The organism is Sphingomonas sp. Ant H11, from assembly GCF_000797515.1.
In the GTDB taxonomy this organism is placed as follows: Bacteria; Pseudomonadota; Alphaproteobacteria; order Sphingomonadales; family Sphingomonadaceae; genus Sphingomonas.
The window spans coordinates 25800-39435 of the sequence record NZ_JSBN01000117.1 but is presented as its reverse complement, the minus strand read 5'-3'; the positions used below and the strand labels follow the sequence as shown (position 1 = coordinate 39435).

The window sequence follows — 13636 nt, the reverse complement described above, 5'->3', positions numbered from 1 at the left end:
GGCCGATCGGTCGCAATCGTCAGCCCGGTATCGGGGCGCGTGACCAGCGAGGCCGCCAATCTCGGCCAGTATGTCGCGGCCGAGACTGAGCTGTTCCGCGTCGCCGATCCGCGCCGGCTCCAGATCACCGCCAATGTGCCCCCGGCCGATGCCTCGCGAATCCGGGAGGGCGACCGGGTGGAGCTGACCACCAATGACGGTCGCACCGTCGAGGGCCGGGTGCGCTCGGCGACCGGCGTGGTCGATCCGCAGTCACGGACCGCCACCGTCGTCATCACCCCCACCGCCGGCACCAGCACGGTCGCTCCGGGCCAGCTCGTCCAGGCGCGTATCCTCGCCAGTGGCGGCGCCGCCAAGCAGGGTGTCATGGTCCCGCAGGACGCGGTGCAGACGCTCGGCGACCGCACCGTAGTGTTCGTCCGCACCGCGCAGGGTTTTAAGGCCCGCACGATCCGCATCGGCAGTCGTTCGGGCGGTATGGTCGCGATCAGCGATGGCCTTGCCGCCGGCACACCGATCGCGACCACCAACGCCTTCCTCCTCAAAGCCGAACTCGAGAAGAACGAGGGAGGCGACGAATGATCGAGCGCATACTTGGCCTATCGGTCCGCTTCCGCTGGCTGGTCGCCGCCCTCGTCCTCGTCGTCGTCGGCTTCGGCGCGTGGCAGATCACCAAGCTGCCGATCGACGCCGTGCCCGACATCACCAACCGCCAGGTTCAGGTCAGCACGTTCGCACCGACGCTCGGCCCGGTCGATATCGAGAAGCAGGTCACTTTCCCGGTCGAAAACGCCCTGGCGGGCATCCCCGGGCTCAAGATGACCCGCTCGTTTTCGCGCAACGGCTTCAGTCAGGTGACGGCGGTGTTCACCGAGGCGACCGACATCTACTTTGCGCGCCAGCAGGTGATCGAGCGGCTTGCCCAGGCCAAGGACAGCCTGCCCGCCAACGTGCAACCCAACCTGTCGCCGCTGTCGACGGGGCTCGGCGAAATCTTCTTCTACTCTGTCGCCTTCCGTCACCCGGACGGTAAGGGCGGCGCCGACCATGTCGACGGCAAGCCCGGCTGGCAGTCGGACGGTAGCTATCTCACTCCCGAGGGTGAGCGCCTGACCACCGAACTGGCCAAGGCCGCCTATCTCCGAACGGTCCAGGACTGGATCATCCGGCCGCAGATGCGGACGGTCGAGGGTGTCGCCGGCGTCGACTCCAACGGCGGCTACATCAAGCAGTATCTGATTGAACCCAACCTCAACGCGCTCGCATCCTACGGCATCTCGATCACCGAGCTGGCGAACGCGATGGAGCGCGCCAACCTGTCGGCCGGCTCGAACTATATCCGGCGCGCCGGCGAGAGCTTTCTGGTCCGCGCCGACGCTCGCCTGAAGTCGATCGACGACATTCAGGAAGCCGTCGTCGCGACCCGCAACGGTGTGCCCGTGCGAGTGAAGGACGTCGGCCAGGTCGTGATCGGCGGTGCCGTTCGTACCGGCTCCGGGAGCCGCATGGGATCGGAAGCGGTCATCTCGACCGTGCTGATGCGCGTCGGTGAGAACAGCCGCATCGTCGCCACGACGGTCGCCGACAAGCTGACCCAGATCAACAAGGGGCTCCCGCCCGACGTGTTCGCCGAGCCGGTCTACAACCGCTCCAAACTCGTCAACGCGACGATCGAGACGGTCAAGAAGAACCTCAGCGAAGGTGCGCTGCTCGTCATCGTCGTGCTGTTCCTGCTGCTCGGCAACATCCGGGCGGCGCTCATCACCGCGGCCGTGATTCCGATCACGGTGCTGATGATGGCGATGGGGATGAACGGCCTCGGGGTGTCCGGCAATTTGATGAGCCTCGGTGCGCTCGACTTCGGCCTGATCGTCGACGGCGCCGTCATCATCGTCGAGAATGCGCTGCGCCACCTCGCCGAGCGACAACAGGAGGAAGGCCGGTTGTTGACGCTCGACGAGCGTCTGGAGACGACCAAGGCATCGGCTGTCGAGATGATCCGCCCGACCGTGTTTGGGCAGCTCATCATCTTCCTCGTCTTCACCCCGCTGCTCACCTTCCAGGGCGTCGAGGGTAAGACGTTCTCGCCGATGGCGATCACGCTGATGATCGCGCTCGCCTCCGCGTTCGTGCTGTCGCTGACCTTCGTGCCGGCGATGATCGCGATCGTCATCAAGGGGCGGGTCAGCGAGACGGAGGTCAAGCCCGTCCGCTGGTTCAAGGAGCGCTACGGGCCGATCCTGACGAAGGCCATCGCCCGGCCGCTGCCCTTCATCCTGGGCGGCGTCGGCGTGTTCGCCGCGGCGGTGTTCTGCTTCGGCTTCCTCGGCGAGGAGTTCATGCCCCAGCTCGACGAGAAGGACATCACCGTCACCAACTTCCGCATTCCCTCCGCGTCGATCGACCAGTCGACCGAGATGCAGTTGCGGCTCGAGAATGCCTTGAAGACGCTGCCGGAGGTGGCGCTGGTCTTCTCCAAGAACGGCAACGCCGACCTCGGCACCGACCCGATGCCGCCCAACGCATCGGACACCTACGTCATCCCGAAGCCCGAGGACGAATGGCCGGCCGACGTCCACAGCAAGGCCGACATCATCCGACGCATCGAAGAGAAGATGAAGAGCGTCATCGGCAACCGGACCGAGATCCAGCAGCCGATCCAGATGCGCTTCAACGAGCTGATCGCCGGCGTCCGCGCCGACGTCGCGATCAAGCTCTACGGCGACGACCTGACGCAGATGGGCGAGCAGGCGCAGCGGATCGCCGCGGCGGTGAAGGGCATCCCGGGGGCCGGCGACGTCAGCGTCGAACAGACCGCCGGCGCGCCGACCTTCGACGTGCAGGTCGACCGACAGGCCGCGGCGCGGCTCGGCCTGTCGGTCGAGGAGGTGGCGAACACCGTCTCGGCCGCCTTGGGCGGCAAGGAAGCCGGGCTCGTGTTCGAGGGCGATCGGCGGTTCGATATCGTCGTCCGCCTCCCTGACGCGCAACGCGATGACGTCGACGTGCTGGGGGCGATCCCGGTCATGCTGCCCGCGGCCGAGGGGCAGACCGCCCGTTCGGTCCCGCTTCGCGAGGTGGCGCGGTTCAACTTCACCGAGGGGTTGAACCAGATCAGCCGCGAGAACGGCAAGCGCATGGTGACGGTCCAGGTCAACGTCCGCGGACGCGACCTCGGCGGCTTCGTCACCGACGCGCAGGCGAAGATCGCGGCGTTACAGCTCCCTGCCGGCATGTATACCGACTGGGGCGGCACCTTCGAAAGCCTGCAATCGGCGCGCCTCCGCCTGATGATCGTGGTGCCGATCTGCTTCCTGGCGATCTACGCGCTGCTCTACATGGCGCTCGGCGGGTTCATCCCCGCGCTGATCGTGTTCTCGGCGGTGCCGATGGCGCTGGCGGGCGGCGTGTTCGCGCTGCTGCTGCGCGGCATCCCGTTCTCGATCACCGCAGCCGTAGGGTTCATCGCCCTCTCGGGCGTGGCGGTCCTGAACGGCCTCGTGATGATGGAAGCGATCAGCAAGTACCGCGAGGAGGGCGAGGACGAGGACAAGGCCATCGCCGACGGGGCGATGGAGCGGGTCCGCCCCGTGCTGATGACGGCGCTGGTGGCGTCGCTCGGCTTCGTGCCGATGGCGCTAGCCACCGGCACCGGCGCCGAGGTGCAGCGCCCGCTCGCCACCGTCGTCATCGGCGGACTGGTCACGTCGACCATCCTGACGCTGCTCGTCCTGCCGGCGATCACCGCCTGGGTCGCGCGGTTGACCGGACGCATGGCGGAGCGCCGACACCAGATCGCCGCGCCGGTACCGGCGGAATAGGCGCGCGTGGTCGCGGCTTTGATCGAAGCCGCGACCACCTGCCCTCCCCTTCAAATCGACAATCGAGAGACAATTATGCGTGCTTCGGGACCGCTCAAGATGCGTATCCACCTCAAGGCGGCAGAACGGGCCGGCATCGATCGAACCATCCAGGCTATCCGCGCTCACGCCGGCGAGGCCGGCCTTGACGACGTTACGGTCAGCGAGGATGCCGAGGGCACGATCGTCGACGTCGCCGGGGAGGAAGAAGCGCTCCGCCGCTTCTGGACGATCGCGCACGGCCTTGAAGGCACCGGTCTCATTGTCCTGCGCGGTGACGACGCCGCGCAGTCCGCATGAGGCCGGATGGGCTTACGGGTCATGGATCGACCGCACGCCCTTTCGGCGCTCCTCGCGTGCCTGTTATTTGCCGGCTGTTCGGAGCCGCCCCGACGTGACGATCATACCCATGTTCGTGCGAACCACGCGCTCGGGCAGCAGATCGTGGCGTGCGACGACGACAGCCGCGCCGATATCGCCTTCCTCGACAACGGCCTTCGCATGGCAGTGACATGGCTTCCCCGCCGCGGCACCGAATGGCTGATCGCGCCCCGCACGGGTGCTGCATTCCAAGGCGCCAGAACCCGCGCCACCATCGCGGGCGGCACCATCGCCTTCCAGCGCGACACCGGCTTTCTGCGCCTGTGCCACCGCATCGATTGACGAGATTCACTACATGAACACTCAGCTTCTCGCGCTCATGCTGATCCCGTCCGTTGCGGTGATCGCCGCCGGCATCATCGGGGCACTTGCTTCGCTACCGACCGTCTGGCGCAGCGCGGTCCAGCATTTCGCGGCCGGCATCGTCTTCGCCGCGATCGCGACCGAGATCGTACCCGGCGTCATGCACGCCGGTATCCCGGGCGCCGCGCTCGCCGGCTTCGCCGCCGGTGTCGCGGCGATGTTCGCGATGCGCTCGCTCGCCGCCCGGCTCGAACGCGGCAGCGAGGGCAAAGCTTTTCCGCTCGGCTTCGTCGCCGCCGTCTCGATCGATTGCGTCATCGACGGCATCGTCATCGGCACCGGCTTCGCGGCCGGCGCGCGTGAGGGCGTCCTGATCGTCGCCGCGCTCGCGCTGGAGATGTTCTTTCTCGGCCTGACCGCGGCCGACACGATCCGCGCCACCGGTGCGCGGATCACCCGCGTCGTCGCGGTCTGCGTCGGCCTTGCGCTGGTTCTCGGCGCGTCCGCGCTGATCGGCTATTCGCTGCTCGTCGGGGCACCGGCTGCGATCGTCACGACCCTGCTCGCCTTCGGCTGCGCCGCGCTGCTCTACCTCGTCACCGAGGAGCTGCTGGTTCGCGCGCACGAGCATGGCGAGACGACGCTGGTGACGTCGCTGTTCTTCCTCGGCTTCATGGCAATCCTAGCCGCCGAGCTGTTGTCGTGAGACGGGCGCTTATCAGCATCGGGATCGCAATCGGTCTCGTCGGATGCGGTCCGATCCACCCCCAATGGCGAAACGAAACCGATCATCCCATCGTCGTGACCTACGTATATGGCAAGAATGCCTACCGTTCTGCAATCCGCCCGGGAAAGGCGGAGAAGCCTTTAAGCATGGTCGACTTCGCCAAGGTTCAAGTCATTTTTGTCGACGATGACGGCAAGCGTAGCGCTTTTAACAGGCAGGCTATCGCGTTGATGCACAAGCGATGTGGACACGGCTACTCATGCATCATCACCTACCAGGGTGCCGGCCGAACAACTGTGCACGCCACCTAAAGAGAACGAACAAGGCGCGGCCACGTTTGCGAGTCGCTACGGCTACCGGTCTTTACTAAGGTCCATCATATCTGTTGATCCGCGGTCGGTTCGAGTATGCCGTTGGTCGAGGGTTGGTCGCTCACCAAATTCGACGCGGCCCGCTAGTTCGCGATGTAGCGATATAAGTTCGGGTGGTGTTACATCACCCTTCGACGGCCTAATCTCCAGCTCGGCTGCGGCGAATAAGTCGATCACGCCGGCGAGTTCCGGGTCGGAATACAAGGCGGGGCTTTCGCCAGCACGCCAGAGTGCTGCAAGCTCCTGGGATCGCGCAAACCCAGACGCGGCCGACCGATCGGAAGCGCGAGTGGTCGTCGGCCGAGCGGGTGCCGAGGCACCGCGGCCCTCGATCTCTGCTCGGGTGATAGCCGCAAGCCTGTATCGAAGGAGCCGACTATCAGGGGTATCGGTTGGCGATGGGATCTGCTGCCTCGACAGGATAGCGATTAGCTCGCCAGTCCCGGCCCCGCGGGCGACGCGTCGCCAGTCTGCAAGCGCCCGGGTCTCGGATTGGAGGTCGGGTTGCTGGAATAGCACATACCGTTCGAATAGAGGGTTGTCTTCGACATGGGCAGGCAGCGGTGCGCGCTGTCCAAGCGCCGCAGCGCGGGTGAAAGCAATCATCTCACCAGTTGCCTTGAAGGCCTGGACCTGTTGGTCTCGACTTTGCTCCACCGCGCCCACCAACCGATCGACGCCGATCTCTAGCCCCGCTGATAGCTCCCGTTGGCCATCCTCGATGTTCTGGTGCACCTGCTCAGTGAGCCCGTTCAAAGACCCGATCGCCTCCTTCTGCTGATCCGTCTCCTCGACGATTCTATCCAACACAGGGGCGATCAGACTGAGCCACTTATGGGTCGCGTCGTCACCTTCGATCACCCTCGCAAGGATCGCCTCCTGGAATGGGATGAGGTCGACGAGCGGTGCAATCCCGGCATCCACGGCGTCGAGCCGACGTTCTATCTCGCGTTGGCTTTCTTCGATGCGCACGTTGCTGCTAGCGAGCGAGGCAACTTCTCCCCGTAGGAGAGATACCGCGTCCATTATGGCTGCCAAGGCAACGCTCGATGCATCGACACTCATCGACTAGGCCCTTCCCTATCGCGAGACCGATCACGCTCCCGCTTCTCGCGATCACGCTCCTCAGCCTTCCGGATAATCTCACTGGCGCGGCTTAAGTCGATCGGCTGAGCGGGTGAGGCAATCTTTTCAGTTAGCTCGCGCAGCCTGTCACTGAGCGTGCCGGCACGCTCGTTCTGATCCGTTTTGCCAGCATCGCCACGGGCTTTCTCGACGACTTTCCTGATCCGCTCGTTGACGTCTGATGGCGGGGCGCCCGCCGGTTGCGGCGTTGAAACATGCCCCTTCGACGTCGCAGCGCGAGCCGCCAACCTTGCGTTCAGCGCCTGCAGTTTATCCACGCCGGTATCGACCATTGGCGACGTTGTAGGCACCCGGGATGGTAGCGACCCCGCACTGCGGTTCAAACTGGGCGTGCCGCGATCAACCGGGCTTCGGTCCTCACTTAGCGAATTTGGCTGCGGTTCGGGCATGGTAGCGACAAAGCGCTCTAAGCTCTGCGCTACGAGCTGATCGGCCGCCAGAGGAGACGACGAGAGCTCCTGGATCGACCGCTTATAGGTCGCCCGAACGGTCGCTTGTCGTTCGGCGAGAAAGGCCTTCACCGGGTCGACAGATCCCCCATCCCGATATCGCTGAGCGCGCAACGCGCGCGACTTATCGAGCCGGGGCACCTGTCCTTTGCTACGCATTTTAATCGCGGCGATGGGCTCATGCTTGGGATCGATGCCCCGCGCGCGCGCCGGTGTTGCGTTCGCTTCGATGCCCCGACCACGCAGCTTTTCGGCGAACCGTTGGCGGTAACGATACAGATCGTCGCGGTTAGGATGGAAGCGCCGACCGTCATGATCGCGGCGGGCAATCGTCAGATGGACGTGTGGGTGATCGCGATCGACGTGAAGGGAAGCAACCCACGATCGGTTGGCAAACTCCTCGCGTGCGAAGTCCAGCGCGGCGCCCTTGAGGCGCTCTGGATCGGTGCCCGTCGGCATCGAAAGGATCATCGAGATCGACGTCGCGCCCTTCCGCCTCGCGTCTCCGTCCATCTCGAAATCATGCCATTCTTTCGCGAGGAGTTGCATATCGCGGCCGTCGCGAAGAACGTCGCCTTCGCTCGTTTCCAAGCCCAATTCCTTGCCATCCCCGTAACCAAGACGGCTGATATACGCGAAGTTTGCGAGGACATGGCCACCGCCATGCTGCCGCCCAGTGATACGTACTACAGCCTCGGGAACGCGCCTGGAGGTTCGCTCGGCGGCCATCACAGCACGCCCACTCATGCGAGTTTGCGAGCCGCCCCCGAAGGCGGCCTTCGCTTGAATACTAGGCCGTGAGGTAGTGGATGCCGACGCCGCCCTGGGGAACATGGACGCAACTGCCAGGCTTAGAATTGCCCCGCCAGCCTTCGGCGCCTTTGGGCTTCCACCGCCTGTTCCCAGACGATATTTCTTCGGAGGCGCGAACACCCCGGCCATCGAGTCTAGCGTGCCAGGAGAGAAGCGAAAGCTCACCCGCCTTGCTCCTCGTCGCGCCGCGTCCAGTACGCGATCTCACCACCAATGGAGGATGCTAGGACACGTCGTGTCTCCATCAGAACGTCCTTCACCTCCGCGCACTTCTCGATCAGTGCCGCGGCGATCCGGCTGATATCGAGAGAGCTTTCAGGCTGGTTCGCTGCGTTCATCGCATGGACGGCTTGATTGATATTCCGGCCAATCGCGAGAACCTGCTTTCGGACCTTCACGATCTCCGACTGGGTGGAAGGGGACAGACGAAGAAGGGCGGCCTTGTCCCAAAGCTGCCAGCGGAGAGAACGCTTGATCCACTCATTGCGCGTGAGACGCATTGGACCAGCGACCGCATCGATCGCCTCGATCTCACTACGGTAAAGCCGCACTGTAACCCGGATATGGTCGTCTGGATGGCCCCTCCCTGAACGGGCAGGATGGGCACGTCTTGGCTGGAATCTGACATCACGGAGCGGAGCAGCGTGTTGGAGATCCAGGCGCTTCGAGTCTGCCCATTGGCAGCAGCGATGCGGTCGATCTCTGACGTAAGATCATCACCAAGCCTGACTGTTACCTTCATCACTCAAGCCCCGTGCAGCGGCGCCTCATAAACCAGTGTCCGACATTGGTGCCATGAGGCATATCCTGCCATCCCTCTTCCTTTATCCATATACCCCTAAATGACTAACTCTGCAATCGAACCAATCTCAACGACGCGGAGTGGGGTGTATGTGGATGGGGCAGTCCCCAATCGACCCGTCAGACGATCGCAGCCCGGGTGGTGCCCCTGCCCAACCGGTCCGGTCTCATGCGTCCAAGTTGCAGCCCCATACGGCGATAGGGTGTGACCAAGCCTAGCAATGTCGCATGTAATCCGACATGAACTAACTCACCCCTCAATCGAAAAACGGAGGAATCGCCGTGGCCCGCACATCATCGAAGCCGAATGACCTAGCATCGATCCAGGCACAGAAAGACCGCCTTCTCGCACAGATTGCGGAGCTCGATGTTCAGGCTAAGGAGGTCGAGGAGGAAGAGCGAGATGCAGGCCGTCCCACGCTTCTTGCGGCGCTGGATCGCGTGAAAATCAGGAAACTCGGAAAGGCGGACGCTCGCTTGATCGCCAACGCCATCGCATCTTTTGGCGGCTCAGCGGTAGCCGCTCATCTTGGTTCGCTTGGAAAGGAGTGATGCCAAGGGGTGACTACCTCGGCCTGGTCTCGTTATCCAAGTTGCCACGGTCGTCGCCTTTTACCGCCCACCATCGCCAATTCCGCCGCCTTCGTCATCGACCCGATCAAAGGCGGCGCGGCGGCTAGATCGTCACCTTCCTCTTAGCAATCTTGCTCGTTGATAGCTCGTTTTCGCGCCATGTTTTTGGCCGCCGTAGCGCTAATCGCCGCCTTGGTTTTGGCACACTACGTTCGCATAGGTCAGGGTGCGCCGCGTCATCCGTTGACGCCCGACGGTTACGAATAGCGCATCGTCAGTCAGCGAACCAGAAAGCTATCAGGCGTCGGGATATCAATGACTGCGCGAGGCGACCACCCTCGCCCGTCGCTGCGCTTCACCAGTTGGTCAACGACAGGACGTGTCACTATCCCGCCTGGCATTGCTACGGAGTTATATGCTTGGCGGCAGTGCAGCCCCGTCTGGATCATATAAGCCGAGCAGTCCAAATATGTCGTCGAGGAGGATCTTCGGCAGCTCGGGATAGCTTGCGGTTAGGCCGAGCAGATTGTCGGCAGCTCGGATTTTTACCGCGATGTGAGCGAGGTGTGTCGCCGGTGTTTCGATCAACGCGCGCGCCGCAGCAGCGTGAGCCATCACTGCCGCATCATTGACGTCGCCGGTTCCGCCGCTGGCCTGATTTGTCGCTTCCTCAAGTGCCTCGCTGGCGGTTCTGTAGCGAGCCTCGGCTTCCGTCCATTCGGTATTCCCCCGCTCCCCGTGGCGAGCTACGGTCTCGTCAGTCATAAGCCATCCTTCCGTGATGGGTTGTGATTAGGGGGCGACCGGTGGGAGCAAAGCCCGATCGTCCCCGCCATTTGACCCATTCGCCTACCTAAACAGCAAGTGTGTCATTTTGCGCTTAACATCAGCCTGAATCGCGAATAACCAAGCGTAGGGATGATGCTTCTATCGGGTCGGGAATGCCTTGGAATGGGCATCCACCAGCTCTTCGATAACCTGGGCTAACGGGATATTTCTATCGTTGGCGATGGCGTAGATATACTCGAGCGTATCGGGCCGCAGTTTCAATGAGAACGGCATCGATCGCCCTCCCCCTCTTACTCGGCGTGGTGCCTCCGGCGCTTGATTTGCCCGCAGGCGATCAACCTCGCCAACAGGCACCGGCACGCTATCAAAGCCTTTTGGCGCAGTAGGCCGAGCCGCTTGGTCGATGCTCGTCTCTTCGGAGGGCGTGTTTCGGATCGCGCCCAAGCCGCCCGTTAGAGAGCGGCGCTGGGGCTTGGTATCGGCGCTCATGCTGCGGTCTCCTGGGCGTTGATGATGGCGGCACTGATGCTGTCAGCCAGCGCCCGGCTCTCCGCTCTTGCCTTATCCAGCGAGGGAACTTCGTCGGCCGGCAGGCGGTCGAGAGTGGTGCTGTAGGAGATGAGGCTTTTGTACGCCGAGCGCTCCGATAGGGACACTTCGCAGACGGGGACCGCCGCCTCCTCAAGCTGCTTGGCAAGGGCTAGATACTCTCTGGTGCGGAAGCCTGTTGGAACGCGTGTCCATAGGACTGCGTACAACGGTGGACGCTTCGACCGCTCGGCGATGTCGTGAACCAGGCGAACCATGTCGATCGCATCTTCGACATCCGCCGCTGACGGATTGGCGGGGATCACCACATAGTGAGCGTGTCCGACGGCGATCGAGACGCTCAGGTTTGCGCTACCCTCAACGTCGATCAATACAACGTCGCTCTGATCCTCGTTTCGCCGGATCGCGTCTGGAAGGGTCTTATAATCGGCCTTGGTGACGATGATGCCTTCAGGCACCTCCCCCGCTGCTGCCCATCGAACGATACGCTCTCTCGGATCAGCATCGATGATCGTGACCCGGTATCCCTGCTCGGCATACTGGCCCGCGAGGACGATTGCGGTCGTCGATTTCCCGCAACCGCCTTTTGAGGATGCGAGCGCGATAACAGCCATCTCTATTCCCTTACATGCTAATACATGTCCGTACATGCAATTGCATGAACGACCATTCCTGTGCCGTTCTATGCAGGTAAGGGTATTACTGTCATTGACAGGCCCAGGCAATGATTTCCTGTACCTGTCTAGAAAATGCATTGCCATCAATGGCATTTACAGTCATGTAAAAGCCTTTACATGTAATTGCATGTTCCTGACGCGCTAGGCGACTGCGCCGAGGCATCAGTCAGGAAGGCTGAGGTTTTCGCGTTCGAGGCGGCGATAGATTGCCTGTCGGCTAACCCCAAGCAGCGTCGCGATGTCGGCGATCCGGGCAGGAGGCTCTGCTTTGAACAACTCGCGCGCCTTCGCCCATTGTGCATCACTGATGCTCGGCGGGCGCCCAAATCTGGTGCCGGCACGCTGCGCAGCAGCGATTCCGGCCAGCGTGCGCTCGTGATTTGTGCCCCGCTCGAACTCCGCGAAAGCTCCGAAAATCTGAAAGATGAGATTTCCCGCTGCGCTACTGGTATCGATCACGGCCTCTTTGATAGACCGGAGACCAATGCCTCGCGCCTTCATGGCTTGCACCGTCTCTATGAGATCGCGCATGGATCGAGAGAGGCGATCCAGCTTCCATACGACAAGCGTGTCCTCATCGGCACGAGCATAGGCGAGGGCCTTTACCAGCTCCGGCTTAATGACGGCTGCACCAGTCACGCCTTCGTCCGTGAAGATCTTGGTACAGCCCGCGGCCTCGAGAGCTTCCACCTGAAGCCGAACGTCCTGCTCATGGGTTGAAACCCTAGCGTACCCAATCAGCACGTCCGAAACTCCGTGGTTAAGTCTACTTTCGGACATTCTCGGGCTTTTGTCCGAAAGTCACAAGAGGTTTTTAGTTTCGGACGTTTCTGGGGGGGGGTTTGTGACGGACAGTTGTGGACAGGGGTTTCGGACAGATATGAACCGGACAAATCCATTATTTTGGTTGTCGCGTCCGAAACCGATCGGTTTCGGACAAGCGCGATTTCAATCGAGCATCCGTGGGTTGCGTTCCAACCAGGCGTTCACTTCAGCATCGAGTTGAGGTCCCGGTTGTGCCGGAGGGGTGTCGAGGTAGCTGTCGATTGCTTGCTGCAAATAGCACGCCGGCACCGGCCGGCCGTCCCGGTCAAGGATCGCTAGCGCCATCCTCATCAGTGCCAAAGGCACATCAGTTTTGAGGGGCGAACGCGATCCTAAGGGCATCGGGAAGTCGTCTTCTGGTGTGCAACCGGACATCTACGCCTCCCAAGAAGCCGGTGACGCGCCCGCTGGGCGCGTCATCGCTTCGGAACCGGGTGTTGGAAACCAAGGGTAAGCTTGGCGCGAACGCCTTTGGCCGGGTGGCTTGGACATACGCGTCCGCCACCCGGTCGATAGCTCGAACCGGCCCTTACCCTTCGAGGTTTCCACGCCCCGTCCTACGTCTCTGTAGGCCATCAAGCTTTAAGGAAAGGTACGAGCGCAGCGCAAGGCGAGATGACATCATTATCGATGCGCCATCTAACTTCGCAGCACCATCGACCCATGTCGATGGGGCGGCCGTAAGGTCGCACGTTTCAATCGACGGGCTGGTCGACGCGCATGAGTTGAGAAGGGTAGGGCGATACCAGTTCCTTCACGTCATCCCAGGCGCCGGTAAGCCAGCGACCGTAGTCGTCATCATGCAGGATGACAGGCATTGCTTTCGGATGGATGGGTGCGACGATCGCGTTTGGCTCCGTCGTCAGAAAACCGTAGGCGTTCCCGCGCTCCGTTGGTCGCCAGATACCGGCAAAAGCGAATAACGGTCTGCTGGGCACGTCGAACCAGTGCAGTGGCTTCTTCCCATCCTCGCCGGGCTTCAGCCCGTATTCCGAGAACGACGTGACGGGGACGAGGCAGCGACGCGCTGGCGTAGTCAACATCGAGCGCCAGAAGGTGGATTGCAGGTTCCGGACGTTCGTGACGTATTTCGTTAGCTTTACCCCCGGGTCCCGCTTGCTGGGGATCTGCGTTGGGACGCCCCATTCCATGCTTTCGAGACGACGATCGGTGCCATCTTGGACGACCACTGCGCCATAAAAGGGGGTCTTAGTCCCTGTGGGAAAGATGTCGCCGGTGGGGAACGTCTCATCGATCTCATAGGGTGCGCGGATGCCGAATGTCGCGGCAACCTCGGCCTGTTTCGCTGTCAGTCGATACCTATTGCACATCCGCGCCTCCTATGTCGGCCAGCGAGCTGGCCCGGCATGTC

The 13636-nt window shown here is 62.5% G+C and carries 15 protein-coding genes; 7 read left to right on the top strand and 8 right to left on the bottom strand.

Translation table 11 applies throughout. The features are described from left to right. From NW75_RS18525 to NW75_RS18500, 6 genes are all read left to right on the top strand, one after another. The coding region (locus NW75_RS18525) for an efflux RND transporter periplasmic adaptor subunit (protein ID WP_033966724.1) at window positions 1-582 on the top strand (582 nt) is incomplete at its 5' end. Beyond that, window positions 579-3821 carry an efflux RND transporter permease subunit gene (locus tag NW75_RS18520; RefSeq protein WP_033966706.1) on the top strand — a complete coding sequence of 1081 codons (3243 nt, stop codon included), beginning with the start codon at window positions 579-581 and terminating at the stop codon, window positions 3819-3821. The genes NW75_RS18525 and NW75_RS18520, both read left to right, overlap by 4 nt. A 6-nt stretch (window positions 3822-3827) precedes the next feature. Further along, window positions 3828-4160: a hypothetical protein gene (locus NW75_RS18515; protein WP_033966705.1), complete on the top strand. Its 333-nt coding sequence runs from the start codon at window positions 3828-3830 to the stop codon at window positions 4158-4160. Window positions 4161-4304: 144 nt separating this feature from the next. Further along, window positions 4305-4523: a hypothetical protein gene (locus NW75_RS24025; RefSeq protein ID WP_221204854.1), complete on the top strand. Its 219-nt coding sequence runs from the start codon at window positions 4305-4307 to the stop codon at window positions 4521-4523. Between the two features lie 58 nt (window positions 4524-4581). Further along, entirely contained in the window at window positions 4582-5250 is a 669-nt protein-coding gene (locus NW75_RS18505) for a ZIP family metal transporter (protein ID WP_197057877.1), read from the top strand. Further along, a complete protein-coding gene (locus NW75_RS18500) occupies window positions 5247-5582 on the top strand; it encodes a hypothetical protein (protein ID WP_033966703.1) in 336 nt (111 codons plus the stop codon). Before NW75_RS18505 ends, NW75_RS18500 begins: the two co-directional genes overlap by 4 nt. 42 nt (window positions 5583-5624) lie before the next feature. On the opposite strand, the gene NW75_RS18495 is transcribed toward NW75_RS18500, so the two are convergent. From NW75_RS18495 to NW75_RS26900, 3 genes are all read right to left on the bottom strand, one after another. Next, entirely contained in the window at window positions 5625-6707 is a 1083-nt protein-coding gene (locus NW75_RS18495) for a hypothetical protein (RefSeq protein ID WP_052192509.1), read from the bottom strand. Further along, the gene (locus NW75_RS18490; protein WP_231565316.1) at window positions 6704-7828 is read right to left on the bottom strand and encodes a relaxase/mobilization nuclease domain-containing protein; all 1125 of its coding nucleotides are present in this window, start codon (window positions 7826-7828) and stop codon (window positions 6704-6706) included. Before NW75_RS18490 ends, NW75_RS18495 begins: the two co-directional genes overlap by 4 nt. A gap of 383 nt (window positions 7829-8211) precedes the next feature. Beyond that, window positions 8212-8550 carry a hypothetical protein gene (locus tag NW75_RS26900; RefSeq protein WP_231565315.1) on the bottom strand — a complete coding sequence of 113 codons (339 nt, stop codon included), beginning with the start codon at window positions 8548-8550 and terminating at the stop codon, window positions 8212-8214. A gap of 583 nt (window positions 8551-9133) precedes the next feature. Here NW75_RS26900 and NW75_RS18480 point away from each other — a divergent pair. After that, complete coding sequence (locus tag NW75_RS18480; protein ID WP_033966699.1) at window positions 9134-9403, top strand: hypothetical protein; 270 nt, start codon at window positions 9134-9136, stop codon at window positions 9401-9403. Between the two features lie 432 nt (window positions 9404-9835). Here the strand turns inward: NW75_RS18480 and NW75_RS18475 are convergent, their stop codons facing one another. The 5 genes from NW75_RS18475 to NW75_RS18460 all read right to left on the bottom strand — a co-directional run bounded on the left by NW75_RS18475 (window position 9836) and on the right by NW75_RS18460 (window position 13595). Continuing rightward, complete coding sequence (locus NW75_RS18475) at window positions 9836-10189, bottom strand: hypothetical protein (protein WP_033966698.1); 354 nt, start codon at window positions 10187-10189, stop codon at window positions 9836-9838. A 162-nt stretch (window positions 10190-10351) separates the two neighbouring features. Continuing rightward, window positions 10352-10702 carry a hypothetical protein gene (locus NW75_RS24680; RefSeq protein WP_147035687.1) on the bottom strand — a complete coding sequence of 117 codons (351 nt, stop codon included), beginning with the start codon at window positions 10700-10702 and terminating at the stop codon, window positions 10352-10354. Then, window positions 10699-11376 carry a ParA family protein gene (locus tag NW75_RS18470; protein ID WP_033966697.1) on the bottom strand — a complete coding sequence of 226 codons (678 nt, stop codon included), beginning with the start codon at window positions 11374-11376 and terminating at the stop codon, window positions 10699-10701. Before NW75_RS18470 ends, NW75_RS24680 begins: the two co-directional genes overlap by 4 nt. A gap of 225 nt (window positions 11377-11601) precedes the next feature. Next, window positions 11602-12183: a recombinase family protein gene (locus NW75_RS18465; RefSeq protein ID WP_033966719.1), complete on the bottom strand. Its 582-nt coding sequence runs from the start codon at window positions 12181-12183 to the stop codon at window positions 11602-11604. A gap of 776 nt (window positions 12184-12959) precedes the next feature. Beyond that, window positions 12960-13595 carry an SOS response-associated peptidase gene (locus tag NW75_RS18460; protein WP_081988825.1) on the bottom strand — a complete coding sequence of 212 codons (636 nt, stop codon included), beginning with the start codon at window positions 13593-13595 and terminating at the stop codon, window positions 12960-12962. Window positions 13596-13636 lie beyond the last annotated feature (41 nt).

Bases quoted from the DNA above. Each gene is read 5' to 3' on its own strand.
- NW75_RS24680 (WP_147035687.1), bottom strand. From the start codon at position 10,702: ATGAGCGCCGATACCAAGCCCCAGCGCCGCTCTCTAACGGGCGGCTTG.
- NW75_RS18520 (WP_033966706.1), top strand. From the start codon at position 579: ATGATCGAGCGCATACTTGGCCTATCGGTCCGCTTCCGCTGGCTGGTC.
- NW75_RS18460 (WP_081988825.1), bottom strand. From the start codon at position 13,595: ATGTGCAATAGGTATCGACTGACAGCGAAACAGGCCGAGGTTGCCGCG.
- NW75_RS18470 (WP_033966697.1), bottom strand. From the start codon at position 11,376: ATGGCTGTTATCGCGCTCGCATCCTCAAAAGGCGGTTGCGGGAAATCG.
- NW75_RS18495 (WP_052192509.1), bottom strand. From the start codon at position 6,707: ATGAGTGTCGATGCATCGAGCGTTGCCTTGGCAGCCATAATGGACGCG.
- NW75_RS18475 (WP_033966698.1), bottom strand. From the start codon at position 10,189: ATGACTGACGAGACCGTAGCTCGCCACGGGGAGCGGGGGAATACCGAA.
- NW75_RS26900 (WP_231565315.1), bottom strand. From the start codon at position 8,550: ATGCGTCTCACGCGCAATGAGTGGATCAAGCGTTCTCTCCGCTGGCAG.